19 protein-coding genes and 1 riboswitch are annotated in these 25,957 nt (G+C 63.0%); of the genes, 8 read left to right on the forward strand and 11 right to left on the reverse strand.

Annotated features, from left to right (window positions below):
• Positions 1 to 396: 396 nt before the first annotated feature.
• Entirely contained in the window at positions 397 to 1,962 is a 1,566-nt protein-coding gene (gene guaA, locus AC22G6_RS08855; protein WP_108975126.1) for a glutamine-hydrolyzing GMP synthase, read from the reverse strand.
• A gap of 59 nt (positions 1,963 to 2,021) precedes the next feature.
• On the reverse strand, positions 2,022 to 3,482 hold the full coding sequence (gene guaB / locus AC22G6_RS08860; RefSeq protein WP_108948375.1) for an IMP dehydrogenase: 1,461 nt from the start codon (positions 3,480 to 3,482) through the stop codon (positions 2,022 to 2,024).
• An 84-nt stretch (positions 3,483 to 3,566) separates the two neighbouring features.
• Here guaB and AC22G6_RS08865 point away from each other — a divergent pair, with 84 nt between their 5' ends.
• Positions 3,567 to 4,028, forward strand: coding sequence for a DUF4124 domain-containing protein (locus tag AC22G6_RS08865; RefSeq protein WP_108948376.1), 462 nt, complete (start codon positions 3,567 to 3,569; stop codon positions 4,026 to 4,028).
• 27 nt (positions 4,029 to 4,055) lie between these two features.
• Here AC22G6_RS08865 and AC22G6_RS08870 read toward each other — a convergent pair whose 3' ends face one another.
• Positions 4,056 to 4,379 carry an RnfH family protein gene (locus AC22G6_RS08870; RefSeq protein ID WP_108948377.1) on the reverse strand — a complete coding sequence of 108 codons (324 nt, stop codon included), beginning with the start codon at positions 4,377 to 4,379 and terminating at the stop codon, positions 4,056 to 4,058.
• A gap of 2 nt (positions 4,380 to 4,381) precedes the next feature.
• Positions 4,382 to 4,819 carry a type II toxin-antitoxin system RatA family toxin gene (locus AC22G6_RS08875; RefSeq protein ID WP_108948378.1) on the reverse strand — a complete coding sequence of 146 codons (438 nt, stop codon included), beginning with the start codon at positions 4,817 to 4,819 and terminating at the stop codon, positions 4,382 to 4,384.
• 91 nt (positions 4,820 to 4,910) lie between these two features.
• Between AC22G6_RS08875 and smpB the strand changes: the two genes are divergently transcribed.
• A complete protein-coding gene (gene smpB, locus AC22G6_RS08880) occupies positions 4,911 to 5,357 on the forward strand; it encodes an SsrA-binding protein SmpB (protein WP_108948379.1) in 447 nt (148 codons plus the stop codon).
• Between the two features lie 48 nt (positions 5,358 to 5,405).
• Here the strand turns inward: smpB and AC22G6_RS08885 are convergent, their stop codons facing one another.
• The 5 genes from AC22G6_RS08885 to AC22G6_RS08905 all read right to left on the reverse strand — a co-directional run bounded on the left by AC22G6_RS08885 (position 5,406) and on the right by AC22G6_RS08905 (position 12,820).
• Positions 5,406 to 6,965 carry a protein adenylyltransferase SelO gene (locus tag AC22G6_RS08885; protein WP_487366517.1) on the reverse strand — a complete coding sequence of 520 codons (1,560 nt, stop codon included), beginning with the start codon at positions 6,963 to 6,965 and terminating at the stop codon, positions 5,406 to 5,408.
• A gap of 258 nt (positions 6,966 to 7,223) precedes the next feature.
• Positions 7,224 to 8,630: an ABC transporter permease gene (locus AC22G6_RS08890; RefSeq protein ID WP_487366476.1), complete on the reverse strand. Its 1,407-nt coding sequence runs from the start codon at positions 8,628 to 8,630 to the stop codon at positions 7,224 to 7,226.
• A gap of 2 nt (positions 8,631 to 8,632) precedes the next feature.
• Entirely contained in the window at positions 8,633 to 9,610 is a 978-nt protein-coding gene (locus AC22G6_RS08895; protein WP_108975140.1) for an ABC transporter permease, read from the reverse strand.
• Positions 9,610 to 11,742 (reverse strand): ABC transporter substrate-binding protein, encoded by a 2,133-nt coding sequence (locus tag AC22G6_RS08900; protein ID WP_487366477.1) that lies wholly within the window; start codon positions 11,740 to 11,742, stop codon positions 9,610 to 9,612. The genes AC22G6_RS08895 and AC22G6_RS08900 overlap by 1 nt, the downstream gene beginning before the upstream one ends.
• Before the next feature lie 121 nt (positions 11,743 to 11,863).
• A complete protein-coding gene (locus AC22G6_RS08905; protein ID WP_487366478.1) occupies positions 11,864 to 12,820 on the reverse strand; it encodes a bestrophin family protein in 957 nt (318 codons plus the stop codon).
• A 131-nt stretch (positions 12,821 to 12,951) separates the two neighbouring features.
• Here AC22G6_RS08905 and fabI point away from each other — a divergent pair, with 131 nt between their 5' ends.
• Positions 12,952 to 13,743: an enoyl-ACP reductase FabI gene (gene fabI, locus AC22G6_RS08910; RefSeq protein ID WP_108948384.1), complete on the forward strand. Its 792-nt coding sequence runs from the start codon at positions 12,952 to 12,954 to the stop codon at positions 13,741 to 13,743.
• 343 nt (positions 13,744 to 14,086) lie between these two features.
• Here the strand turns inward: fabI and AC22G6_RS08915 are convergent, their stop codons facing one another.
• Positions 14,087 to 15,979 (reverse strand): SurA N-terminal domain-containing protein, encoded by a 1,893-nt coding sequence (locus AC22G6_RS08915; RefSeq protein WP_487366479.1) that lies wholly within the window; start codon positions 15,977 to 15,979, stop codon positions 14,087 to 14,089.
• A 181-nt stretch (positions 15,980 to 16,160) separates the two neighbouring features.
• A riboswitch (glycine riboswitch) is annotated at positions 16,161 to 16,250 on the forward strand.
• Positions 16,251 to 16,415: 165 nt separating this feature from the next.
• On the opposite strand from AC22G6_RS08915, the gene gcvT reads away from it, so the two are divergent.
• The 4 genes from gcvT (at position 16,416) to AC22G6_RS08935 (ending at position 22,703) form a co-directional block, all read left to right on the forward strand.
• Positions 16,416 to 17,507, forward strand: a complete 1,092-nt coding sequence (gene gcvT, locus AC22G6_RS08920; RefSeq protein ID WP_487366480.1) for a glycine cleavage system aminomethyltransferase GcvT — start codon at positions 16,416 to 16,418, stop codon at positions 17,505 to 17,507.
• A 109-nt stretch (positions 17,508 to 17,616) separates the two neighbouring features.
• A complete protein-coding gene (gene gcvH / locus AC22G6_RS08925; RefSeq protein ID WP_487366481.1) occupies positions 17,617 to 18,000 on the forward strand; it encodes a glycine cleavage system protein GcvH in 384 nt (127 codons plus the stop codon).
• Between the two features lie 67 nt (positions 18,001 to 18,067).
• Entirely contained in the window at positions 18,068 to 20,962 is a 2,895-nt protein-coding gene (gcvP, locus tag AC22G6_RS08930; protein ID WP_487366482.1) for an aminomethyl-transferring glycine dehydrogenase, read from the forward strand.
• Between the two features lie 130 nt (positions 20,963 to 21,092).
• A complete protein-coding gene (locus AC22G6_RS08935; protein ID WP_487366483.1) occupies positions 21,093 to 22,703 on the forward strand; it encodes a glycoside hydrolase family 17 protein in 1,611 nt (536 codons plus the stop codon).
• Here AC22G6_RS08935 and AC22G6_RS08940 read toward each other — a convergent pair.
• The gene (locus AC22G6_RS08940; protein WP_487366484.1) at positions 22,605 to 23,042 is read right to left on the reverse strand and encodes a hypothetical protein; all 438 of its coding nucleotides are present in this window, start codon (positions 23,040 to 23,042) and stop codon (positions 22,605 to 22,607) included. The genes AC22G6_RS08935 and AC22G6_RS08940 overlap by 99 nt on opposite strands.
• Before the next feature lie 266 nt (positions 23,043 to 23,308).
• Between AC22G6_RS08940 and AC22G6_RS08945 the strand changes: the two genes are divergently transcribed.
• On the forward strand, positions 23,309 to 25,921 hold the full coding sequence (locus AC22G6_RS08945) for a glycosyltransferase (protein WP_487366485.1): 2,613 nt from the start codon (positions 23,309 to 23,311) through the stop codon (positions 25,919 to 25,921).
• Positions 25,922 to 25,957: the final 36 nt, after the last annotated feature.

A 25,957-nucleotide genomic window follows, 5' to 3' on the forward strand; every position in this document is an offset into this window, starting at 1 on the left:
TCCAAAACACGGATTCGACTCCTTGCAGCCCGCGGCCACTCGCAAGTCGTCCGCCTCCAGATTCATCACGAGCCAGAGATCGTCAGGCGATTCAACTCATGCGCGCACGCCCGCCTGCTTGCCAAGGTCGCGCTGCCCGCCTGCGTTCAGCGCGACGAAGGGCAGATCGTCAGCGGCTTCCTGCTTTACTTGGGAGAGCGTAAGGCGCTGTCACTCGCCCGTATGTCCGCTACCGAACAGAAGCGCGGCAGCATGGCGGATCAGGGCTCGGCAACAAACCAGGCGCCGCAAACCTCGCGACATGAAGTACCCACTCATGCCAGCAAAGAAAAAGCCCGCAGTTACGCGGGCTTCGTTTGCCTTTCGTGCTGCCAGGAAGCAGTCACAGACGTCGAATCATTCCCACTCGATCGTCGCAGGCGGCTTGCCGGAGATGTCATACACAACCCGGTTGATGCCCCGCACTTCGTTGATGATCCGGTTGCTGACCTTGCCGAGCAGGCTGTGCGGCAGTTCCGCCCAGTGCGCGGTCATGAAGTCCTGCGTCTGCACCGCACGCAGCGCCACCACGTACTCGTAGGTGCGGCCGTCGCCCATCACGCCGACGCTCTTTACCGGCAGGAACACCGCAAACGCCTGGCTGGTCTTGTCGTACCAATCCGAGGCACGCAGTTCGTCGATGAAGATCGCATCGGCACGGCGCAGCAGATCGGCGAACTCGGACTTCACCTCGCCGAGAATCCGCACTCCCAGACCCGGACCGGGGAAAGGATGGCGATACACCATGTCATGCGGCAATCCCAGCGCAACGCCGAGTTCGCGGACCTCATCCTTGAACAGTTCGCGCAATGGCTCGAGCAGCTTCAGGCCGAGTGTCTCGGGCAGGCCACCAACGTTGTGGTGGCTCTTGATCGTGTGCGCCTTCTTGTTCTTGGCACCGCCGGATTCGATCACATCCGGATAGATCGTACCCTGCGCCAGCCACTTGGCCTTGGGCAGCTTCTTCGCTTCGGCCTGAAAAACCTCAACGAACTCGCGGCCGATGATCTTGCGCTTCTGCTCCGGGTCGGTGACGCCCTTGAGGTGACCAAGGAACTGCTCAGACGCATCGACGTGGATCACCTTCGCATGCAGGCGTCCGGCAAACATCTCCATCACCATCTTGCCTTCGTTCAGACGAAGCAGACCATGATCGACGAACACGCAGGTCAGCTGATCACCGATGGCGCGGTGAATGAGCGCCGCGGCGACAGAAGAATCAACACCACCGGAAAGGCCCAGAATGACTTCCTCGTCACCGACCTGCTCCCGAATACGCTCCACGGCTTCAGCGATATAGTCAGGCATGTTCCAGTCATGACCGCAGCCACAGATCTCATGAACGAAACGGCCGATGATTTCCTTGCCCTTGATCGTGTGGGTAACCTCGGGATGGAACTGCACGCCGTAGAAACCCCGATCTTCGTCTGCCATCGCGGCGATCGGCGTGGATTCGTTACTGCCAATGATCTTGAACCCGGGCGGCAAACCGGTGACCTTGTCGCCGTGACTCATCCACACATCAAGCAGGCCGTGACCAGCTTCATTGCTGCGATCCTGAAGATCTGTGAACAGCTTGGAGTGCCCCTGCGCGCGCATCTCGGCATAGCCGAACTCGCGCGTCGTGGAACTCTCGACCTTTCCGCCAAGCTGCGACGCCATGGTCTGCATGCCGTAGCAGATACCCAGCACGGGTACACCTGCCTCGAACACGGCCTGCGGCGCACGCCAGTCTGCCGCCTCGTACACCGAGTTCGGCCCGCCCGAAAGGATGATGCCGTCAGCGCCGAACTCGCGCACGAACTCGTCGCTAACATCGTAGGGATGAAGCTCGCAATAGACCTGCTGCTCACGCACACGGCGCGCGATCAGCTGGGAAACCTGGGAGCCGAAATCAAGAATGAGGATTTTCTGGTGGGACATGACTGCCTCAAAATGAAGAAAGGCGGCCCGAGGCCGCCTGTTCCGGTTCAGAAACGCACTTAGCCGACGTGGTAGTTGGGTGCTTCCTGGGTAATCTGAACATCGTGCACATGCGACTCGCGTACGCCCGCCGAAGTAATCTCGACGAACTGGGCACGATCGTGCATGGCGGGAATGTTCTCACAACCGAGGTAACCCATCGAAGCACGCAAGCCACCGACCAGCTGGTGGATCACGGCGCCGACCGAACCCTTGTACGGAACGCGTCCCTCGATGCCTTCGGGCACGAGCTTGTCGATGTTGGCCGAACTGTCCTGGAAGTACCGGTCTGCAGCGCCCTTTTCCATCGCACCGAGCGAACCCATGCCACGATAGGACTTGTACGAACGGCCCTGGAACAGGACCGTTTCACCGGGCGCCTCTTCGGTACCGGCAAACAGACCGCCAAGCATCACCACGTTGGCACCGGCTGCGATCGCCTTGGCGATGTCACCCGAATAACGGATGCCGCCGTCGGCAATCATCGGCACACCACTGCCAAGCAGCGCACGGGCGACGTTGTCGATGGCCGTGATCTGCGGCACACCGACACCGGCAACGATACGCGTGGTGCAGATCGAACCCGGGCCAATGCCGACCTTCACGCCGTCGGCGCCGGCATCGACCAGCGCTCGTGCAGCGTCACCGGTCGCGATGTTGCCGCCAACGACCTCGACCTGCGGGAAATTCTTCTTGACCCAGCGCACCCGGTCGATCACGCCCTGAGCGTGACCATGGGCCGTATCGACCACGATCATGTCCACGCCTGCTTCAGCCAGCAGCTCAGCACGTTCTTCGGTGCCTGCGCCGACGCCGATGGCAGCCGCTACGCGCAAACGACCGAGTTCGTCCTTTGCTGCAAGCGGATGCTCGGTGGACTTCATCATGTCCTTGACCGTGATCAGCCCGCACAACTCGCCGTCGTCGTTGAGCACCAGCACGCGCTCGAGACGGTGCTTGCGCAGCAGCTCACGCGCCTCATCGAGGCTCGCGCCCTCTTTCACCGTCACCAGGCGGTCCTGCGGGGTCATGATGGCGGACACCGGTTGCTCGAGATTGCTCTCGAACCGGAGGTCGCGGTTGGTCACGATACCGACCACCTTCTTGCCGTCGATGACGGGCAGACCCGAAAACTTGTGCTGACGGGTCAGGGCCACGACTTCGCCGACCCGCATCGTCGGCGGAACGGTAATCGGGTCCTTGAGCACGCCGGACTCATGGCGTTTGACCTTATGCACCTCGGCAGCCTGTTGCTGCGGGGTAAAGTTCTTGTGCACCACACCAATCCCGCCATCCTGAGCCAGTGCAATGGCCAGACGGGACTCGGTAACGGTATCCATTGCAGCGGATACCAGCGGAATATTCAGGCGGATGTTACGGGTAACCTGACTCTGCAAGCCGACATCGCGCGGGAGAACCGTCGAGTGGGCGGGAACGAGAAGGACGTCATCAAACGTCAGCGCCTTCTGGATCACTCGCATGGCTTTTATCCTTTCGACCAAATCCGTATTATACAGAGGCCTCTCGCGCCGTGTAAGCGGTGCAGCAACCCGGAGATCTGCCTGATGATGCGTCCCGCCCTTGTTTTGATCGCACTTCTGACCGCGCTGCCGGTTTCAGCCGAAATTTTCAGTTGGAAAGACAAGGACGGAAAGGTCAATTTCTCAGACGTTCCCCCGCCGACAGGCGAAGTGAAAACCCTGCGCGAAGCCGCGCCGCGCCCTGCCACGACCACCACATCGGGCGAGCCGGCAGCAAAACCCAAGACCCTGGCCGAGAAGGAACTCGAGTTTCGGCAGCGCCGGGCGGCAGAAGCCGAAGCCCAGGCCAAGGCCGAAAAAGAGCAGTCCGAGTCCGCCGAGCGCCAGCGGGTGTGCGAAGACATGCGCAACCAGCTCGCTGCGCTCAAGTCCGGGCAAAGAATCGCACGCTTCAACAGTGCGGGCGAACGCGTGATGCTCACCGATGCCGAACGCGGCAGCGAGACCGAGCGTATTCAGAAACAGATCGACGAATCCTGCAAGTAAGGCCCCGGTGCGCGCCGGAACCGGCGCTCAGGACTCTTCCGCCGGGCCGCCACCCTTCTTCATGACCTTGCCCTCGTCCGCGCGCTTCTTGCGCACGGCCTTTGGATCGGCGATCAGCGGACGATAGATTTCGACGCGGTCGCGATCGCGAAGCACCGCATCCGGCTTGGCAAGCTTGGCGTAGATGCCCAGTTTGTTCGCGCCGTTGATATCGATCTCCGGGTATTTCTGCAACAAGCCCGACGCCTCAACCGCATCGCGGACACAGGCACCTTCCTGCAGACGCACACTGACAAGCTCCTGCCGCTGCGGCAAGGCGTAGGTAACTTCGACATTGATGGTCGCGGCCATGTTTATCCCTTCGCGTAGACCTGCGCTGCACGTTTGACGAAAGAATCGACGAAAGTGTTGGCGATGTGGTTGAACACCGGCCCCAGCACCTTTTCCAGCAGCTTGCTCGAGAACTCGTAGTGGAGGTTGAACTCCACCTTGCATGCGGTCTCGCCCAGCGCGGTGAAGCGCCAGTTGCCGTCGAGGTGATTGAACGGGCCATCGGTCAGCCGGATGATCATCTCGGTTGGCGGATGCTTTTCGTTTTCAGTGCTGAAATGCGCCTTGATGCCGTGATAGTTGATATGAATCGTCGCACCGGTGACTTTCTCGGTACGCTGATGCACTTCCGTGCCTCCACACCAGGGCAGGAACTGCGGATAGTCTTCGCAACGATCCACCAGTTCAAACATCTGGGCGGGCGTGAATTCGATCAGAACCAGTTTCTTGACGTCGGCCATCGGGTATCGGGCGATCCAGTCGCCGAACTGCTAAAATGCGCGATTCTACCGCAAAGGCTCGGTCCGTCATTCCGGACGAACATATCCGCCCATGAGCATCATCGACAATCGCAAGGCCTACCATGACTACTTCATTGAAGAGAAGTACGAGGCCGGGCTCGTCCTCGAGGGCTGGGAAGTCAAGGCCATCCGGGCCGGCCGCGCGAACATCAAGGAAGCCTACATCATCATGCGGGGCGAGGAACTCTTCATCCTCGGCATGCACATCACCCCGCTGACGAGCGCATCCACCCACATTCACGCCGATCCAGTCCGCACCCGCAAGCTGCTGCTGCATGGCCACGAGCTTGCCAAACTGATCGGCAAGGTCGAGCGCGCCGGCTTCACCCTCGTTCCGCTCGACCTGCACTACAACAAGGGCCGGGTGAAGGCGGAAATCGGCCTGGCGAAGGGCAAGAAGCAGTTCGACAAGCGCGAGGACGACAAGAAGCGCGACTGGGAACGCGAAAAGCAGCGCCTGATGCGGGCGAAAGGCTGATCAGACCGGCGCGGCAGGCAATCACCCTGCTCGCGCCCACCGCAGGGTTCAGGAACTGCAGGACAGCATGGAGCACCCTGCACGGTTACGTGCCCACTCGGGACGCCGGGCAGCGAAGTGCTCCCGCCCAGGCTGCACTTCGTAGGGACGCCGGAAGGTGTCCAGCAGCTCGTTCACACGCGACAGATCGCCCTGCTCCGCCGCATCGATCGCCTGCTGCGCCAGATAGTTGCGCGGCACATAGAGCGGATTGACGGCATTCATCCGCGCGCGCCTGGCCTCGGCCGGCTCGCCCCCCTGCTCCACCCGTGCGGCGTATTCCGCCAGCCAGGCTTCAAACGTCGGTCGCGATTCGGTGCGGCGACTTTCGTCGTAAAAAACATCGCCAAAAAGGTCGGCATCCGGCGCCCGCGTATCGACGTTGGCGAGTGTGCGATAGAACAGGCTCATGTCCATCTCGCCCTCGAACATCAGGCGGTGCAGGGACTCGAGCAAGGCAGCATCGCCGTCGCGCCATTCATCCAGCCCCAGCTTGGCGGCGCTCATTCTGCTGTTCTCCACCTCATAGACGTCGCCAAACAGCGCGAGCGCCCTTTCCAGCGCCGCCGCATCGCGCATTGCCGGATACAGCGCGTTGGCGAGTTGCCACAGGTTCCAGTGCGCGATCTTGGGCTGGTGACCAAAGCGATAGCGGCGCATGCCTTCGTCCGTGGTGTTCGGCGTCCAGTCGGGGTCGAAGTTGTCGATCCAGCCGTAGGGCCCGTAGTCAATCGTGAGGCCAAGAATCGACATGTTGTCGGTGTTCATCACCCCGTGAACGAATCCGACACGCGTCCAGTGCGCCACCATCAGCGCCGTGCGACGGCACACTTCCTCGAACCAGCGTACGCGGCGCAGCGCGCCATCGCCTTCGAGTTCGGGAAAGTCACGGTCGATGGTGAAGTCGATCAGGTGCCCGAGCAGATCGACCTCGCCGCGTGCGGAAAAGATCTCGAAGTTGCCGAACCGAATGAAGGATGGCGCCACCCTGCACACCACGGCGCCCGGCTCCTGCCTCGGGTTGCCGTTGTAGAACATGTCGCGCACCACCGCTTCGCCCGTGCCGACCAGTGACAGCGCGCGGGTCGTCGGCACACCCAGATGATGCATCGCTTCGCTGCACAGAAATTCGCGAATGGATGAGCGCAGCACCGCTCGACCATCCGCCCGGCGCGAATAGGGCGTCGGCCCGGCGCCCTTGAGCTGCAGCTCCCAGCGCTGCCCCTTGCCGTTGATTGTCTCGCCAAGCGTGATGGCACGGCCGTCACCGAGCTGGCCCGCCCAGTTGCCGAACTGGTGTCCGCCGTAGCAGGCCGCGTAAGGCTCCATGCCCGTCAGCAGGCGGTTGCCACCGAAGACCTCGGCGAACATTGGGTCCGCCACATCGCTTGCGTCCCAGCCGAGAAGCGCAGCAACTTCGGGCGACCATGCAAGCAGCCGTGGCTGGCTGACAGGGGTTGGATCGACTCGCGAGTAACACGCCCCCTGCACCTGCCGCAGCCGGCTTCCGGTCTCAGGGTCGGCAGGAAGTTCGCGAACGAAGCGATTGTCGAACTGGAGGTCTTTCATGGGGCTGGGCATTGGAGCGTCCAAAATGATGTCCTGTTGTTGAAGCATGGCCTGAACCTGAGCGCTCTTGCGTCAAGCAGGCCCGCGCGACCCGCAGGTTCGTGGGCGTTGCTTCGTTTTCGATAAGGGATAGAACCTTAATCCGTTGATGAGTTCGATGCCCGCCTGGGCTGAGCCATGTGCCGTGGAAGCAAGAAACGGGCAGCGCGCGGAAAGCCCCAGTCAATCCACCGCATCAGACCTCAGACAGCGTGAGGGTCAGCGCCGTGGATCGAAGGCATCGCGAACCACGTCCGCGAACAGGTTGGCCGCAAGCACCAGCACGAACATGAAGGCGAACGCGGCAGCGAGAGACCACCAGACCATCGGCTCGCGGGCGAGTTCGGCCCGCGCCATGTTGATCATGGTGCCGAAACTGATCGTTGTCGGGTCCACGCCAATTCCGACATAGGACAACACCGCTTCCGCGAGCACCAGTCCCGAGAAATCCATGACCAGCGCAATCATCACGATATGCATGACATTGGGCAGGATGTGACGCCGCAGGATGGTCGCGGTGCTGGCGCCGAACGCACGTGCGGCCTGAACGTACTCCAGCTCACGCAGTTTCAGGGTCTCGCCGCGCAACAGTCTGCACAAGCCGGTCCAGCTCGTAATGCCGAGAATGAAACACAAGGCCAGCAAGCGCGCGTCCGAGCGTTCGGCCGCGGTTTCGAACCAGTCGGGGTGCGTGTCGATCACCACCTGCATCATCAGCACCGCCGCCGCGATCAGCAGGACCCCCGGGATCGCATTCAGAACCGTGTACAGATACTGAATGGCATCATCGACCCAGCCGCCCAGATACCCGGCTGCAATCCCGAGCGCAACCGCGAATGGCAGCATGACCAGCGTGGTGATGGTACCGATGACGAGCGCGGTGCGCACGCTCTTGAGCGACAGGTAGAGCACGTCCTGTCCCACCTTGTCGGTCCCGATCACGTGATAGAGCGGCGCAAGCACATAGGCCGCAGCCACCAGCAGCGAAATCAATGCTGTGGTAACCAGCGCAGCGCGCCACGCAAGCGTCGTGTGCCCGCAAAGTATGGCTCGCAGCGCGTCCCCATAACGCCCCTGGCGTCCCCGCCCCACGACGAGGGTGAGCACCGTCAGCATTGCAAGCATCGCGATGCCGGCATGACTCAGGATGGTCACAAGGTGCTGCGCCAGGTCAGCGGCAATCGAAGCCCCTTCGGGAAGGTGGCTGCCACCGTGCTCCAGGCGCGGGTAGATCCGGGTCTGCCCGCCGCCGGCGAGCTCAACCGTTTCACGCTGGTAGAGGCGGTCGGCGAAAGGGGCCGAGTAGGTTTTCTCGGTGCGCAGCCGCAGGGGCGCCAATGCGTGGTCCAGCACGCTCAGCACTTCGGATGAGTAGATTGTTGCGGCGTCCGGCTGGCCCTCGACCGGCGGCAAGGCCGCACGGAAGTGCATGCTGTCGAGCAATCCGATCACGACGAACGCCATCAAAACGGTCATCGATGCCATTCCCGCCGGACGCTGCCCGACCTTGCGCCAGGCCGCGCGCAGCGGTTCGTGGCGGCGGACATGCAGGGTCATCAACAGCGCGCCAGCCACCAGCACAAAGAGCAGGAGATCGGTCCACAACAGGACGGGCTGAAAATCCATGGCTACTCCAGCCTTACACGCGGATCGACCAGCGTGTATGAAAGGTCAGTCAGGATCAGGCCGATGATGTAGAGCACCGACCCGATGAACACCATCGCGCGCACGACCGCAAAGTCCTGCGCGTTGATCGCATCGATGGTGTAGCTGCCGAGGCCGGGGATGGCGAAAAAGGACTCGACCAGCAGACTGCCCATGAACAGCAGCGGGATGACCACGACAACGCCGGTGAGCACCGGGATCAGGGCGTTGCGCAGGACATGGCCGAACAGCACCCTGAGCTCGGACAAGCCCTTGGCGCGGGCGGTGCGCACGTAGTCCCGCGAGATCTCCTCGAGGAAGATGGTCCGGTACCAGCGCGCACTTGACCCCAGACCGGCGATCACGCTGATGAGAACCGGCAGCACCAGGAAGCGGAAGGCGTCCAGCCCGCCTGCATAGCCCGAAATTGGCACCAGCGCCCACAGCTTGGACACAAGCCACTGACCTCCGATGATGTAGAACAGGCTCGAGACCGACATCATTGCCACGCACAGCACCACGCCCCAGAAGTCGAGGTAGCTCGCGCGAAAGAAGACCAGCAGCAGGGCGAAGGTGATCGATGCAAACAGGCTCAGCAGGAAGGTCGGCAGCGCAATGGCAAGCGAAGGCCCCATCCGGTCCAGAATTTCGGTGGCGATATCCCGCCCGTCGTCCGCGCGCCCGAAATCGAGTGCGAACATGCGCAGCGACTTGTCGAAGAACAGGGTTTCGGTAATACGGGCCGTCCCGGTCTTCGTCTCGTTGATGAACATCGGCTTGTCGTAGCCGCGATCAACCTTCCAGCGCTCGATCGCCTCCGGGGTCGCACGCTTGACGCCAATCTGCATTCGCGCCATGTCGTCTGGCGAGTTCACCACGAAGAAAAGCAGGAAGGTGATCAGATTCACCCCGATCAGGATCGGGATCGCATACAGCAATCGGCGCAGCACGTAGCCCAGCATCAGCGCGCCCCCCGCTTCACAGGTACATCCACCGCAGTGGCCCGTTCATGCCGCCGCCAGTGCAGCAGCGCGGGCAGGATGATCAGCGCCAGCAGCAGCCCGACCACGGCGAGCGGCCAGCGCACAGGCCGGTTCCACTGCGCACGCGCCTGTTCGCGGGCGGCCACGTCCACTCGCTGGTACTTGAGCGTGTTGCGGACGATCGAACCCGGCTTGCGGTTGTACACCCAGCCATGCTGCAGCGAATAGGACTTGGGGTGAAAACCGAACAGCCACGGCGCATCGTGCTGCAGGATCGCGACCATGCGGTCGATGACGGCCTGCCGCGCAGGCCCGTCCGGCATCACCTTCATGCGGTCAAACAGGCGGTCGTACTCGGGGTTGAGGTAGTTCGATCCGTTCTGCCCCTGATAGCTGACCTTGCCCTGGGGGCCGTAAAGCAGGAACAGCAGGTTCTCGGGGTCGGGGTAATCGGCGTTCCAGCCAAAGAAGAACAACTGCGCATTGCCCTGACGCACCTTGTCCTGGAAACGATTGTAATCGGTGGGGCGCACGATGAACTGCACACCAAGTTCGCGGAACTGCTTGGCCAGCCAGTCCGAGCGCGCCTTGTCACCAAGCCCGCCCGGGGTCGTGTCGAGATGGATGATCAGCGGCTCGCCGGTCTCCGCACTGCGACCGTCCGGCCACCCCGCCTCCACGAGCAGGCGTTTCGCTTCGTCACGGCTGCGGCGCACCGGCGCGCCGTCTTGCCAGGTGTAGACCACCGGGTTGATACCGGCTTCGTCCTCGCGCGCGCCGAACACGCCAGGCGGAATCGGATGCATCGCAGGCACACCGCGCCCGTTGAGAAAGATGGATACGAACTCTTCCATGTCGAGCGCGATCGAGATGGCCTGCCTCAGCTTGCGGGCGCGCTCGCGCGCAGCCGGCGAAGCATCCTTGCCACCACCGACAAGCGGATCAAGGAGATTGAATCCCAGGTAGAAGACCGCGGGCGATACCGAGGTCAGCAGCCTGATACCCTTCTGCTCCATGTCCTCGGACAGGTTCACTTCACCCTGGCTGGTCATTGTCACCGCCTGGTCGAAGTTGTCCGAGGACACGCCAGAAGCGTCGTAATAGCCCTGCAGAAACTTGTTCCAGTACGGAATGCCTTCGCGTTCGCGCGAGAACACGACCTTGTCGACAAAAGGCAGCGGCTTGCCGCAATCGGCCAGCAAACCCGCCTCGGCATCGCCAGCCTCACCTTCGCAAGGATAGCGATCGAGCCTGAAGTTGGGATTGCGGGCGAGCACCATGCGGGAATTCGGGTTGTTTTCCACCAGCATGTAGGGCCCTGTACCCACCGGCCAGCGATCGAGCGACAGATTGCGCTCGGCCATGCCGGGCTGCCCGAAGAAGCGATCCACTTCGGGCGGAACAGGCCCGAAGAATGGCATGCTCAGCCAGTACAGGAACTGTGGGTAGACGCCCTTCAGACTGATCCGGTAGGTGTAGCGATCGACCACCTCAACCCCGGCAAGCTCGAAATCCCCGACGTCGATCCAGCCCTTGGACGTTTTCCCGGCCTCGACCAGTTCCGCCTGAAGGGTCTTGAGGCCAGGCAGATACTCTGCGATCAGCTCGAAAATCGGCGAATGAAGATGGGGGTCTGCCAGCCGCTTCAACTGATGAACGAAGTCGCCCGCCTCCAGCTCGCGCGTCCCGGTCTCGGAAAAATCGGACAGCGTACGCACGCCACGCAGCGCCGCATCGTCCAGCCCCATGTAGCGGGGGGCACCGGCGTCGTCACGTGCGAAAGCCGGATGGGGCTGATACATGATGCCCGGACGGATGCGGATCTCGACCACACTCTTCGCCACCTTGGCGGGATCTGCATCGCTCTTCAGTTCGCGGCCACCCGCATCGTAGAACCGCACGCCCGGCACCGCCTCCGCCACGGCGGGCTCCAGCACATAGGGACGTTTCAGGAAGTGATACTGCAGCGGGGGCTCGATGATCTGATAGAGGAAGGTTGCTTCGTCCTCACTGTAGGACTGCACCGGATCGAAGTGCTTCGGCTGCTGGGTGAACGCCGTGTACAGGATGTTCTGGCCGCGTTCGGCCGCCGGGTAAGGGTCGTTCAGCACGGGGCCGCAGCCTGCCGCAAGCACGCACAGCAGTGCTGCAAGGCTACGGGACCGCCTCCGGATGCAGGCCTGCGCCAATGGGATGATCGATCCTGAAATCACGTATGCCGGTCTCGTGCCATCAACTCAGAACGTAGCGCGCATCGGGCAACATCGCAGATGCAGGGACCTCGCCCAGCATCTCGCGCAAACTGGCTTCGATGCCGGCAGTCATCGCGTCAAGCGCGAGGTCGTTGGGCATGTTTCCGAAAGGCTCCTCAATTTCGTCACTGAGCGCTTCAAGCGCAAAAAAGGTGTAGGACACGAAGGCCACGACCACCGGCGTCATCAGCCCGATGCTGTCGACGAGCCCGAAGGGCAGCATCATGCAGTAAAGGTACACCGTACGGTGAAGGATGACCGAGTAGGTAAACGGCAGGGGCGTGCTTGCAATCCGCTCACAGCCGCCGAGCACATCGGAGAAACCGCCCAGGGGCGTTTCCATGCGTTGCGCAAGGATCGGTTCGATCTCGCCGCGCTCCCGCCGATCACGCACCCATTCCGCCAGCCACAAGAGCACAAGGCTGGGCGCGAACCGCGCTGCAGCCAGTCGCTCGATCCGCTCCGGAGGAATCAGCCCGTCGAGACCTTGCGCCAGCGGGAGACCGCGCAACTGGTTTCGCAGCGTCCGCACGAACGCAATCTGCGTCTGCGCAAACTCTCGCACACCCTCACCCGCGGTGGTGAGCGTCAGCGCCTGCCGGGTCAGGTTGCGTGATTCGATCAGCAGCCGCCCCCACAGCTTGCGTGCTTCCCAGTAACGGTCGTAGCTGGCGTTGATGCGAAAACCGAGAAAGATTGCGAGTGCGACGCCCATCAGCGAAAACGGGCTGGAGGTCAGCGTCACCTTCCAGTGGAACAGCTGCCCGTGTGCCAGCACGACCACGCCTGCAAGGCCGGTGGTGAACAGCAGCTGCGGAAAAATACGGTAAATGATGGAGCCGTGGCGAACGAACAACAGGTGAAGCCAGTGGGGACGAGGACGAACGATCACGATATATGGGGCGCACAGCCCGGTGAATGGGGGGGTTACAGCCACGATTCTGGCAGGTTTTCGGCCGCAGGCGGCAACTCACTTGTAGCCGTTCTTGTCCTTGAGGCGCCCATCTCCCTTCCGCAGTGGCTGTTTTCGCTATAATCTCGCGTTCTGTCATTCGGAGTTTTGATTCCATGGGCTTTCTCGCCGGTAAACGGATCCTCATCACCGGGCTGCTGAGCAACCGTTCGATTGCTTACGGTATTGCCAAGGCCATGCATCGCGAAGGCGCACAACTCGCGTTCACCTACGTGAATGACCGTTTTCAGGACCGTGTCGCCAAACTCGCCGCAGATTTCGACAGCACGATGCTGTTTCCCTGTGATGTTCAGGACGACGAACAGATCAATGATCTGTTCGTGCAGCTGGGTGCGCAGTGGGACGGACTCGACGGCCTGGTGCACTCGATCGCCTTTGCGCCGAGCGATGCGCTCGAAGGTGATTTCCTGGACGGATTCACCCGCGAAGGCTTCCGCCTGTCGCAGGAAGTCAGCGCCTACAGCTTCCCCGCGCTGGCCAAGGCTGCGCGTCCGCTGATGAAGGGGCGCAACGGCGCCCTGCTCACGCTGTCCTACCTGGGCGCGGTTCGCACCATGCCGAACTACAACATCATGGGCCTCGCAAAAGCCAGCCTGGAAGCCTCCGTGCGCTACATGGCGGTCTGTCTCGGACCTGAGGGCACACGCGTGAACGGCATTTCGGCCGGCCCGATCAAGACCCTTGCCGCATCCGGCATCGGCAGCTTCGGCAAGCTGTTGTCGTTCAACGAACACAATGCTCCGCTGCGCCGCAATGTGACCATTGAGGAAGTGGGCAACGCCGCCGCCTTCCTGTGCTCCGATCTGGCAAGCGGCATGACCGGCGAGATCATGTATGTGGACGCCGGATTCAACACCACTGCCCTCGGCAACGCGGACCCGATGTAACACCGAAACAGGTCCGGTGCCAAAGCCCGGACATGTGCTCGCTGCAGTCGCAAGAAAGCCCGGTCGCAGATGCGCCGGGCTTTTTTATGCGCGCCGGGACGCCGCATCCCGTCATGCCGATACTCGGTATCGCCGATGGCGCACGCTCAGCGCCCGTCCTCGTTCATCCCGTCAGCTGACAGTGGACATCCGCCGCATCAAGCTCGCCTGGCTCCGAAACGAAAAGGGGCCAAGCGCCGCTAAGCGCTCAGCCCCCTGGCGGGACGCTTTTCTCGACGGGCAACAAACCGTGCCGCCGATACTCAAGACCCGTTACCCCTAAGTGCGGGTAGCGGCGCGCCCGTTAATTCGTCTGCACAGCGGGCAGATTGATTGAAACCTCGTAGCGCCGGCGAAGCTCGGCAACCAGACCAGCGAAGTCACGCTCGGCAAGTACGCGTGAATACTGACTCACGACGGCCGCAACCCGCGGATCGTCGGCTGCAAGCGTCGGGCGGTTGATCGACTCAATACGATAGATCGAGTAACCCTCACCAAACTGGGCGACACCCGCGTAGGCCGGCAGCTTCACGCTCGAGGCCGAGAACACCGCCTGCATTGCATTGCCCGGCAGCGCAGGTGCGCCGCGCTGCAGCTTGCGCGTGGCAAGCCACGCGCCGTCGACCGACTCGCCCTTCTGCAGCGCCGCCAGTGCGGCCGCACCGGCCTCGGCAGCCAGACGGCCCGCCTCTTCGGTGATCAGCTGCTTCTCGATCGCAGACTTCACCTCTGCCAGCGGCGGGCGCTGAGCGGCCTCGTAGTCCGTGACACGGGCGGAGATCAGGGTATTGCCACCCACTTCGATCGCCTGCGTATTGCGGCGATGCTTGACCGCGTCATCCGAAAACACGGCCTCGATCAGCTGTGCGTTGCGATGGGTGCCGAGGGCTTCGGCGTCACGGGGCACCCAGTCGCTCTTCTGAATCGGCAGTTTGAGCAGGTCGGCGACGGGCTTGAGGCTGTCAGCCTGCTCGTAGACGGTGTTGGAAAACTGCTCGGCCAGCTCCGCGAAGCGACGTCCTGCCGCCTGCTTGCTCAGCTCGGCACGCAGTTCTTCACGCACGGCCTCGAGCGGACGGGTGCTCTCAGCACGAATGTTGCTGACCTGGATGATGTGGAAGCCGAAGTCGGAGCGAACCACTTCACCGATCTCACCCTTGGCCTGGGAGAAGGCTGCATCCTCGAACGCCTGCACCATCATCCCGCGGCCGAAGTAACCCAGGTCGCCGCCACGCGATGACGAGCCCGGATCCTGCGAAAACTCCTCCGCCAGCGCTTCGAACTGGCTCGGGTCCTTCTTCAGGCGGGCCCGGATATCGTCAGCCTGAGCACGCGCCTTCTTGACCGTCTCTTCGTCCGCATCGGCCGCAACCTGGATCAGGATGTGACGTGCCTGACGCTCTTCAGGCTGACCGAAGCGACTGCGGTTCTCTTCATAAAAGGCCTTGATCTCTTCGTCGCTCACGCTGACCTGCTGCTGCAGTGCGGCTTCATCGAAAACCACGTACTCGACCTTCACCCGGGCCGGGCGCTCGAAACTCGCGCCGTTGGCATCGTAGTATTTCTGCACCGCTTCATCGGTCAGCTTCACTTCGCCCGCGAAGCGGCTGACCGGGAACTTCAGCTCGCTGACTTCGCGCTCTTCAAGCTGCGCCGAGAGAAAGCGCGAGGCCGACGCGACCGCGGCGAACGAGCCCTCACCCACCGGCAGAGCCAGTTGCTGAACCCGGACGTCCTGAGCGAGACGTGCTTCGAACATCGCAGGCGTCATCCCCTGGGCACGCAGCAGCGCCTCGTAACGCTCGAGCGAGAAGCGGCCGTCCTGCTGAAACGAAGGCACTTCGGAGATGGTCTGCTGCAACTGGGCGGGCGTCACTACCAAGCGGTTTTCTGCCGCATAAAGTGCAAGCACCCGGCGATTGACCAGGTTCTCGATCACCGCGCGACGCAGTGCCTCGGACTCAAGCAGAGTGCGATCCACCGGACCGTCGGAGGAATTGCGCAGGCGATCCTGCTGCTCGCGCAGCGCCTGGTCGAACTCCACCGCCATGATCGGCGTGCCACCGACGGTTGCAACCTCGCCCCCGCCCGGTCCGTCCGTAAAGTACGAATCCAGGCCGAAGAAGGCGAAGGGAACGATAAGAAGGGCCAGAATGACCTGTGCGACGCGTGGGTTGGTGCGGACAGCCTCGAACATCTCGATTTCCGTGAAAACTAAAAAATGGGGTGGCCAAAACCGGTGAGGCTTGCGCCAGAGGCGGGAGTGTAGCGCATCCTGACCGATGGCTGCCTGCATGACCGCGACCGGCAGCGCTCGCTCAAGGCCACGCACTCGCAAATTGCTGTTGCGACCCGGCCCCACGGGATGCTATCTTCCGCCACGTTGCGCGGGAGAGCACTCTCCCGTAGAGAGTCGCCGAAGGCGTAACCCCCCGGAATCGCTCAGGCAAAAGGACCGCGCACAGCATGGAAATTCTGGAGAGTGATGTGAGCGCGTGCGAGAGCCGGCTGCACATCCACCGAAGGGGCACCCGGCACACCGTGCTGGAATCTCTCAGGTACAAGGGACAGATGGGGCGAACAGGCATCATGCCGGCTTCGCCCCTTTTTTCGTTTACTTGCCCGGAGCCTCCATGAACGCACCCGTCAGACAGACCCCTCTTCACGCCACCCATGTCGCCGCAGGCGCTCGCATGGTCGACTTCGCCGGCTGGGCCATGCCGGTCAATTACGGCTCGCAGATCGAAGAGCACCATGCAGTGCGTCGCGACGCCGGCATGTTTGACGTTTCGCACATGCTGTCGCTCGATCTCGATGGCGCTGACGCCACGCCCTATCTGCGCGGCCTGCTCGCCAACGACGTCGCCAAGCTCAAGGAACCGGGCAAGGCGCTGTACTCGTGCATGCTCAATGAGAACGGTGGCGTGATCGACGACCTGATCGTCTACCGTCTGTCCGACACCAGCTACCGCATCGTGGTCAACGCCGGCACCGCCGACAAGGACGTGGCCTGGATGCGCAAGCAGATTGCAGGCACCGGCACCAACGTCAGCCTCAATGCCCGCCGCGATCTGGCCATGATCGCCGTGCAGGGTCCGAACGCACGTGAGAAGACCTGGCAGGCGCTGCCCGCACTGCGTGCCGCGAGCGAGCCGCTCAAGCCCTTCTCGGGCGCAGCCATCGGCGACATCTTTGTCGGCCGCACCGGCTACACCGGCGAAGACGGCTTCGAGATCGCACTGCCTGCCGACCAGGCCGTTGCAGCCTGGGTCGCCCTGACCGCTGCGGGTGTTGCGCCCTGCGGGCTCGGCGCACGCGACACGCTGCGCCTTGAGGCCGGCATGAACCTCTACGGCCAGGACATGGACGAAGAAGTGTCGCCCTTGAACGCAGGCCTGAGCTGGACCGTCGATTTCAAGGACGAGTCGCGCGATTTCGTCGGCAAGGCAGCACTCCTTGCCCAACCTGCCAGCCGTCGCGTGCTGGGCCTCATTCTCGAGGACAAGGGTGTGCTGCGCTCGCACATGAAAGTGGTCACGCAAGCCGGTGAAGGCGAAACCACCAGCGGCAGCTTCTCGCCGACGCTGGAAAAATCGATTGCGTTCGCCCGCCTGCCGCTCGAAGTCGAAGCCGGCGACGCCGTCGAAGTCGAGGTGCGGGGCAAGCTGCTCAAGGCCCGCGCCGTTCGCCTGCCCTTCGCACGCAACGGCAAGGCAGTCGCCTGATTTACGATTGCTGACCGGCCATGTGCCGGCCAGCCACTCTCACCATCATTCCGCAGTCCCTCGTTTCCGCCATTTCTTTTCGCATTGCGAACACATCCTGGAGATTTCCATGAGCAACGTCCCCGCTGATCTCAAGTACACCACCTCCCATGAATGGGTCCGCGTCGAAGCCGACGGCAGCCTGACCATCGGTGTCACCGACCACGCTCAGGAAGCGCTCGGCGACGTGGTCTTCCTCGAACTCCCCGAAGCCGGTCGCCAGCTTGCAGCCAAGGAAGCCTGCGCAGTGATCGAGTCGGTCAAGGCCGCCTCCGACATCTACGCACCGGTCGCCGGTGAGGTCATCGCTGCCAACCAGGACGTTGCCGATGCGCCCGAGAGCGTCAACGCCGACGCGTACAGCGCCTGGCTGTTCAAGCTCAAGCCCACCAATGCAGCCGATGTTGACGGCCTGCTCGATGCTGCCGGCTACACCGCCGAAACCGCTCAGTAAGACGCCTCGGCAGACACCGACAGGTGTCTGCCAGCCGCTCCGCACCACCTTGCCAGCCGTATCCGACATGACAGACACCCTCCTCTCCGCCCCGCTTGCGCAGCTTGAGCAGCGCGATGCCTTCATCCATCGTCACATCGGCCCCAATGCCGACGAGATCGCTCAGATGTGTGCAGCCATCGGCCTGCCCGACGTCGATGCCCTCATCGACCAGACGGTTCCGGCCGCCATCCGCCTCGAGGCGCCGCTGCCACTGGCCGAGCCCCAGCCCGAGCATGTTGCGCTGGCAGCCCTGCGCAAGCTCGCGGAGAAGAACGTCGTCAAGCGCTCCATGATCGGCGCCGGTTACTACGGCACCCACACGCCCGCGGTGATCCTGCGCAACGTGATGGAGAACCCGGGCTGGTACACCGCCTACACCCCGTACCAGGCCGAGATCGCGCAGGGCCGCCTCGAGGCGCTGCTGAACTATCAGCAGATGGTGATCGACCTCACCGGGCTGGAGCTGGCCAACGCCTCGCTGCTGGACGAAGCCACCGCCGCAGCCGAAGCCATGACCATGGCGCGCCGCGTATCGAAGTCGAAATCCAACGCATTCTATGTCGATGCGGCCACCTTCCCGCAGACCATCGACGTGGTGCGCACCCGTGCGCATTTCTTCGGCTACGAACTCGTGTTCGGCGATGCGGCCAGCGCCGGCGAGCACGATGTGTTCGGCGCGCTGCTGCAGTACCCGAATGCTCATGGCGCAGTTGCTGACCTCGCGGCCCCGATCGCTGCACTGAAGGCGAAAGGTGCCGTGGTCGCCGTGGCCTCGGACCTGATGGCGCTGGTGCTGCTCAAGAGCCCGGGCTCGCTCGGCGCCGACATCGCGCTCGGCTCGGCCCAGCGTTTCGGCGTGCCGATGGGCTTCGGCGGCCCGCACGCTGCCTTCTTTGCCACGCGTGAGGCGCATGTGCGCTCGATGCCGGGCCGCATCATCGGCGTGTCGAAGGACGCCCGTGGCAATACCGCGCTGCGCATGGCACTGCAGACCCGCGAGCAGCACATCCGTCGCGAGAAGGCCAACTCCAACATCTGCACCTCGCAGGTGCTGCTGGCCAACATGGCCGGCTTCTACGCGGTCTATCACGGCCAGCAAGGGTTGAAGACCATCGCTGCGCGCATTCACCGCCACGCTGCCATCCTCGCCGAAGGCCTGCGTGCTGCCGGCTTCAAGCTCGCAAGCGCAAGTTTCTTCGACACCATTGAAGTCGATACGGGTGTTCACACCGCGCAGATCCTGACCGCCGCAGACACCGCCGGTTACAACCTGCGTCATGCGTCGGCCACCTCGATCGGTGTATCGGTCGATGAAACCACGACCCGGGAAGACATTCAGACCGTGCTGGGCTGCTTCGGCGCCACCGCCAATGTCGACGCTCTCGACGTCAGCGTCGCACAGGCTGGCGGCGCCATCCCGGCCGGCCTGTTGCGCACGGACGCGGTGCTCTCGCACCCGGTGTTTAACACTCACCACACCGAACACGAGATGCTGCGCTACCTCAAGAAGCTGCAGAACCGCGACCTCGCGCTCGACCATTCGATGATCTCGCTCGGCTCCTGCACGATGAAGCTGAACGCCACCAGCGAGATGATTCCGGTGACCTGGCCGGAGTTTGCCAATCTGCACCCCTTCGCGCCGCGTGAACAGGCAACGGGCTACCTGCAGATGATCGAAGGGCTGGCCGACTACCTGCGCGCCGTGACCGGCTTTCCCGCAATCTGCATGCAGCCCAACTCGGGTGCGCAGGGCGAATACGCCGGTCTCGTCGCCATCGCCCGCTACCATGCCAGCCGTGGCGACACCCAGCGCAAGGTCTGTCTGATCCCGAAGTCCGCGCACGGCACCAACCCTGCCACCGCGCAGATGTGTGGCATGAAGGTCGTAGTGGTGGATTGCGACGAGCGCGGCAACGTCGACGTGACTGACCTCAAGGCCAAGGCCGCCCAGCACAGCAATGAACTGGCCGCGCTGATGATCACCTACCCGTCGACACACGGCGTATTCGAAGAGTCGATCCGCGAGATCTGCGCCGTCGTGCATGAAAATGGCGGCCAGGTGTACATGGACGGCGCCAACCTCAATGCGCAGGTCGGCCTCACCTCGCCCGCCTCCATCGGTGCCGACGTGTCGCACATGAACCTGCACAAGACCTTCTGCATTCCGCACGGCGGTGGGGGCCCGGGCATGGGTCCGATCGGCCTCGCCGCCCACCTCGCCCCCTTCATGGCCGACCACGTCGTCGCCCCCACGGGCGAAGCGGAGCGCGAGCACAAGGGCCAGGGCGCCGTCTCTGCTGCACCCTTCGGCTCGGCCAGCATCCTGCCGATCTCGTGGATGTACATCGCGATGATGGGCGGCAGCGGACTCAAGCGCGCGACCGAAGTGGCGATCCTCAATGCCAACTACCTCGCCAACCGGCTCGGCGCGCATTACCCGGTGCTCTACACCGGCAGCAAGGGTCGGGTCGCGCATGAGTGCATCCTCGACATCCGCCCGATCAAGGCCGCGACTGGCATCACCGAAGTCGATATCGCCAAGCGTCTGATGGACTACGGTTTCCATGCACCGACCATGTCCTTCCCGGTCGCGGGGACGATCATGGTCGAGCCGACCGAATCCGAGGATCTGGCCGAGATCGACCGCTTCATCGACGCCATGATCGCGATTCGCGAGGAAGTGCGTCAGATCGAGAGCGGCACCTGGGGGGCGGACAACAACCCGCTCAGGAACGCACCGCATACACAGGCGGACGTCATGGGCGACTGGGATCGTCCCTACACCCGCGAGCAGGCAGTCTTCCCGCTGGCCTGGGTGGCCGAGAACAAGTTCTGGCCGAGCGTCAATCGCATCGACGACGTGCATGGTGACCGGAACCTGTTCTGCGCCTGCGTGCCGATGAGCGACTACGCTGACTGATCGCGATCCGACCCTGCTTCCGGGTTAGAATTCACGCGCTTCGCAACGAAGCCACGCCCTTGGGCGTGGCTTTTTTGTGTCCCGCATGCAACCCGCTGCTCATCACCTTCTCACCGAAAGCCGGCTACCGATGACCTCACCCAGCCCGACCCGCCGATCGCTCTGGATCGCCCTGCTGATCACCCATCTCGCCGGACTTGCAGCACTACTCGCCTGGGTGACGTCGGAAACCCGCCCCGTGCCGATGCACGACCTCCAGCTTGCCGGTGGCGAGCGGCTGAAATGCGTGTCCTACGCCCCCTATCATCGCCCCGGCCAGACGCCGTTCGACCCGGAGGCGGTGATCTCGCGCGAGCAGATCGCGGACGACCTGGCTGCGCTGGCGAAGATCACCGAGTGCGTGCGCCTGTATTCGGTAGACCAGGGCCTCGATCAGGTGCCTTCGGTTGCGCGCGAGGTCGGCATCAAGGTGCTGGTCGGGGCCTGGATCGGCTACGACCGCAAGAAGAATCAGACCGAACTCGACCATGCAATCAAGGTGGCCAACGACAATGCCGATGTGGTCACGGCGCTGATCGTCGGCAACGAAGTCCTGCTGCGACGTGAGCGCACCGTAGACGAAATGCGCGAACACATCGCCTATGCGCAGTCCAGGACCGAAGTGCCCGTCACCTATGCCGACGTGTGGGAGTTCTGGATTCGTAACGACAGCCTTGCCGACGCGGTCGACTTCGTCACCGTCCACATCCTGCCCTTCTGGGAAGACGAGCCGGTCGATATCGAAAAGGCCATCCTGCACGTTGCCCAGATTCGCACGGAAGTCGGCGAACACTTCAAGGGCAAGGACATCCTGATCGGCGAAACCGGCTGGCCCAGCGCCGGTCGTCAGCGTGAGGAGTCGAAGCCGTCCCGCGTCAATCAGGCGCGCTACATTCGCGAATTCATCCACCAGGCACACGCCAGTGGCTGGAACTACAACCTGATCGAGGCCATCGACCAGCCCTGGAAACGTCGCCTCGAAGGCACGGTCGGCGGTTTCTGGGGCATGCTTGATGCAGAGACCCTGAACGCCAAGTTTCCGCTTTCAGGCCCGGTTGCCGAGCGCGACAACCTTGCCACGCCGATTGGCGGAGCCACAGTCGGTGCCGTGCTCGCCCTGCTCCTTGCCGTCGTGTCGCGCGCTGGCAAGCCCTCGCTGCTGCGCATCGCAGCGCTGACGCTGAGCGGCGCAACGACCGGTCTGCTTGCGGTGCTGCACTGGGAGCATGCACACCTCGCCTACCGCGACGCCACCGAATGGACCGTGCTCGGCGCCGTGGCCGTCGCTGCTGTTCTATCGACGCTCGCGCTGGCGTGCTGGCAAGGGACTGCCCTGCCACGCGCGGAAACGGCGTGGGCTGCGCTGCGTCGCGGCGACCTTTCTGCCGCCAACGCGCTCGGCGCGCTGCGTGGCGCACTGCTGTTCGCAGCCGCCATCGCCGCACTGCTGCTGTTCGCCGATTCGCGCTATCGCGACTTCCCCACCCTGCTCTATCTGGTGCCGGCAGGCGTGTACGGCGTGATCGCGTGGTGGAGTCCGGCTGCAGGACGCGCCGAACGCGTCTGCGCCGCGCTCATCGTCCTTGCCGTCGTCGGCCGCTGGCTACCTGAGCCCGCCAACCCGCAGGCCATCGCCTGGCTGCTCACCGGCCTCGTGTTCGCCCTGCCCGCGCTTGCGCGGACGCAGCAACACGAGCAGTGACAGCAGTCCGCCGACGGCAGCGTAATCGTAGCTGTACAGCAGCAGGCCGCCGATACCACTCAGCCAGCCGGCCCAGGCGAGCTTGCGGCAGGACAGCATGAACGCGATCCCTCCGCAAATCAGGCTGAACCAGCCCATGCGCTGCTGGTGAAAAGTCTGCACCAGCAGCCACTTCAGCGTACATGCAAGGCCGCTGTCCTGCCCGGGTGCGGCGCAGTCGCGCGGCAGCAAACCGTTCTCGATCACCCCGTAACGCAGCCCCGCTGCAATCAACAGCACGGCAAGGCCCGCAACGAGCACCGACCGGCCGCCATGTTTGAACAAATTATTACCAATCACCCGGCTTTCCCCTTACAAATCAATCGTAATGCGCCCGCAATACGTCCTGTTGCAAATCAGCCCACAGAGAATCTCCTAAGGGACTGAAATACTGAATAAAATGCTGCCCGTTGAAGCTGGAACGGACGGCGTGGATTCTGTCACATAAGCCGGGCCCGGAGTGCGTTTGCGCAAGCGCGCCTGATGACACGCTTCAATTCGGGCCCACAAAGCCGTGCTCGCTGTTGATCCGGGCCTACAAGCCCTTGACTGGAAACGCTTTAGACATGAAAAACGCCGCCTCGCTCACGTACCGCCTGGCCCTCGCGTTTGCCATCGCCGCGCTTGTTGCACTCGCACAGTACTGGCTCTGGCAACAATTCAACCGTGGTTCCGAAGTTGCAGGTGCGACCCAGAGCATCAAGGGATTCGCCTACAACGGTTTTCAGCGTGACCAAAGCCCGCTGCTCGGTACCTATCCCACCGATGCCCAGCTTGGTAGCGACCTCGACCTGCTTGCCAGCGCAGCCGACAACCTGCGCACCTACGGCGTCACCGACCTGCCGAGCCTGCTCGCCATCGCAGGCGAACGCGACCTGCTCGTCACCGCCGGCGCCTGGCTCGACCGCGACAAGGAAAAGAACGATCGCGAGATCGATGCCCTCGTCGAGGCCGCACGCAAGATGCGCCACGTCGAGCGCGTCATGATCGGCAACGAATCCATTCTGCGCGGAGACCTCAGCCCGGAAGAGCTCATCGTCTATCTCGACCGTGCGCGCAAGGAACTGCGCAAGCCCGTGTCGTCTGCCGAACCCTGGCACGTCTGGCTCAAGTACCCGGAACTGGCCAAGCACGTCGATTACATCACCGTACACCTCCTGCCCTACCACGAAGGCGTACCGGTCGAAGCCGCGGTGAACTACGCTTTCGAGCGTTACGACGAACTGGCAAGAACCTTCCCGAAGAAGAAGATCGTCGTTGGCGAGATCGGCTGGCCGAGCAAGGGTCCGGTCATCGGCGGGGCCGTACCTTCGCTCGACAACGAAGCCCGCTTCATCCGCGAGTTCCTTGCCAACCCCCGCACCGCCCGTATCGACTACTTCCTGATGGAAGCGATCGACCAGCCGTGGAAAGTCGAAATCGAAGGCTGGGCGGGCGCCTACTGGGGCATGTTCAACGCCGACCGCCAGCCCAAGTTTGCGCTTGAAGGCCTGGTTCAGCGCGATCCGCACTGGAGCAAGAAAGCGAGCAACGCCGGCGTCCTTGCGCTGCTGCCGATGTTCCTGATTGCCTTCTTCCTCACCGACTGGAGCATCGCCGGCCGCATCTTTCTTGCCGGCATGATCCAGGCCTGTGTGTCGACCCTGATCGTCGGCCTCAACGTACCGGTGGACTACTACCTAACCCAGCGCGACCTGATCGGACTCGGCATGCTCATTGCCGCGACCGGCATGACGGCGGCCGTGCTGCTGTCGCATGGCTTTGAATTCGGCGAAATGCTGTTCAAGGACAAGTGGCGCCGCCGCTTCATGCCCTTGCCGCCGCATGCACCCGACGAGCAGCCCTTCGTGTCGATTCACCTGGCCTGTCACAATGAGCCGCCGGAAATGGTGATCGCCACCATCGACAGCCTGGCCGCGCTCAACTACGCCAACTTCGAAGTCCTCATCCTCGACAACAACACCAAGGATGACGCCCTGTGGAAGCCGCTGGAGAAGCGTTGCGCCGAACTCGGCCCGCGCTTCCGCTTCTTCCACCTGATGAACTGGCCAGGCTTCAAGGCCGGTGCGCTGAACTACGGACTCAAGGTCACCGACCCGCGTGCCGAAGTCGTCGGTGTGGTCGATGCCGACTACGTGGTCGACCCCGAGTGGCTGTCCTGTCTCATTCCGCACTTCGACAAGCCCGATGTCGCTGTCGTGCAGGCGCCGCAGGCCCACCGCGACTGGGAAACCCAGCCCTTCCGCCGCATGTGCAACTGGGAGTTCGACGGTTTCTTCCGCATTGGCATGCACCACCGCAACGAGCGCAACGCACTGATCCAGCACGGCACCATGACGCTGGTGCGCAGGCTCGCGCTCGAAGAGGTTGGCGGCTGGTCGGAGTGGTGTATCTGTGAAGACACCGAACTCGGCCTGCGCCTGATCGAAAAGGGTTACGACACGCGCTACGTGGATCACATCCTCGGCCGCGGCCTGACGCCGTCGGACTTTGCCGCCATCAAGAGTCAGCGTTTCCGCTGGGCCTTTGGTGCAATGCAGATCCTCAAGAACCACCTGCCGCACATGGTCGGCCGCAGCACGCTGAACCTGGCGCAGCGCTATCACTTCCTGACGGGCTGGTTCGCCTGGCTGGGAGATGCCCTGCAACTGGTGTTTGCGTTCGGCAGCCTGATCTGGACGCTCGGTATCCTCGCCTTCCCCAAGGCCTTCGGACTGCCGGTCACTGCGCTCGCCTTCCCGATTCTTGGCTTCATGGCATTCAAGGCCGCGCTGGGACCGATCCTCTATCGCCGCACGATGGACTGCCCGTGGAGGGACATCCTCGGCGCATCCATCCTCTCGGTCGGACTTGCGCACTCGATCGCCCGCGGCGTGTTTGCCGGCCTGGCGAAGAAGAAGGGCGAGTTCGTCGTTACGCCCAAGGGCTGGAAGGCAAAGGGTGCGCTGGCCTTCTTCGGCCCGATCCGGGAAGAGATCGGCATGCTGCTGGCGCTTATCCTGGGTGCGGTTTCGCTGGTCATGACCCGCGGCGCCGACAACCTCGAAACCCAGCTGTGGGTTGGCATCCTCTGCCTGCAGTGCATCCCCTACGTCGCCTCCATCGCGTGTCAGGTGGCCGCGTACATGCCCGACCGCCAGACCGCCGACAGCGACTGCAAATTGCAGCCCGCGCACTGACGGTCGCAAACGACAGACGAAAAAACGGCGGGCTCA

It is taken from the genome of Parazoarcus sp. PS-13 R2A (assembly GCF_057621855.1).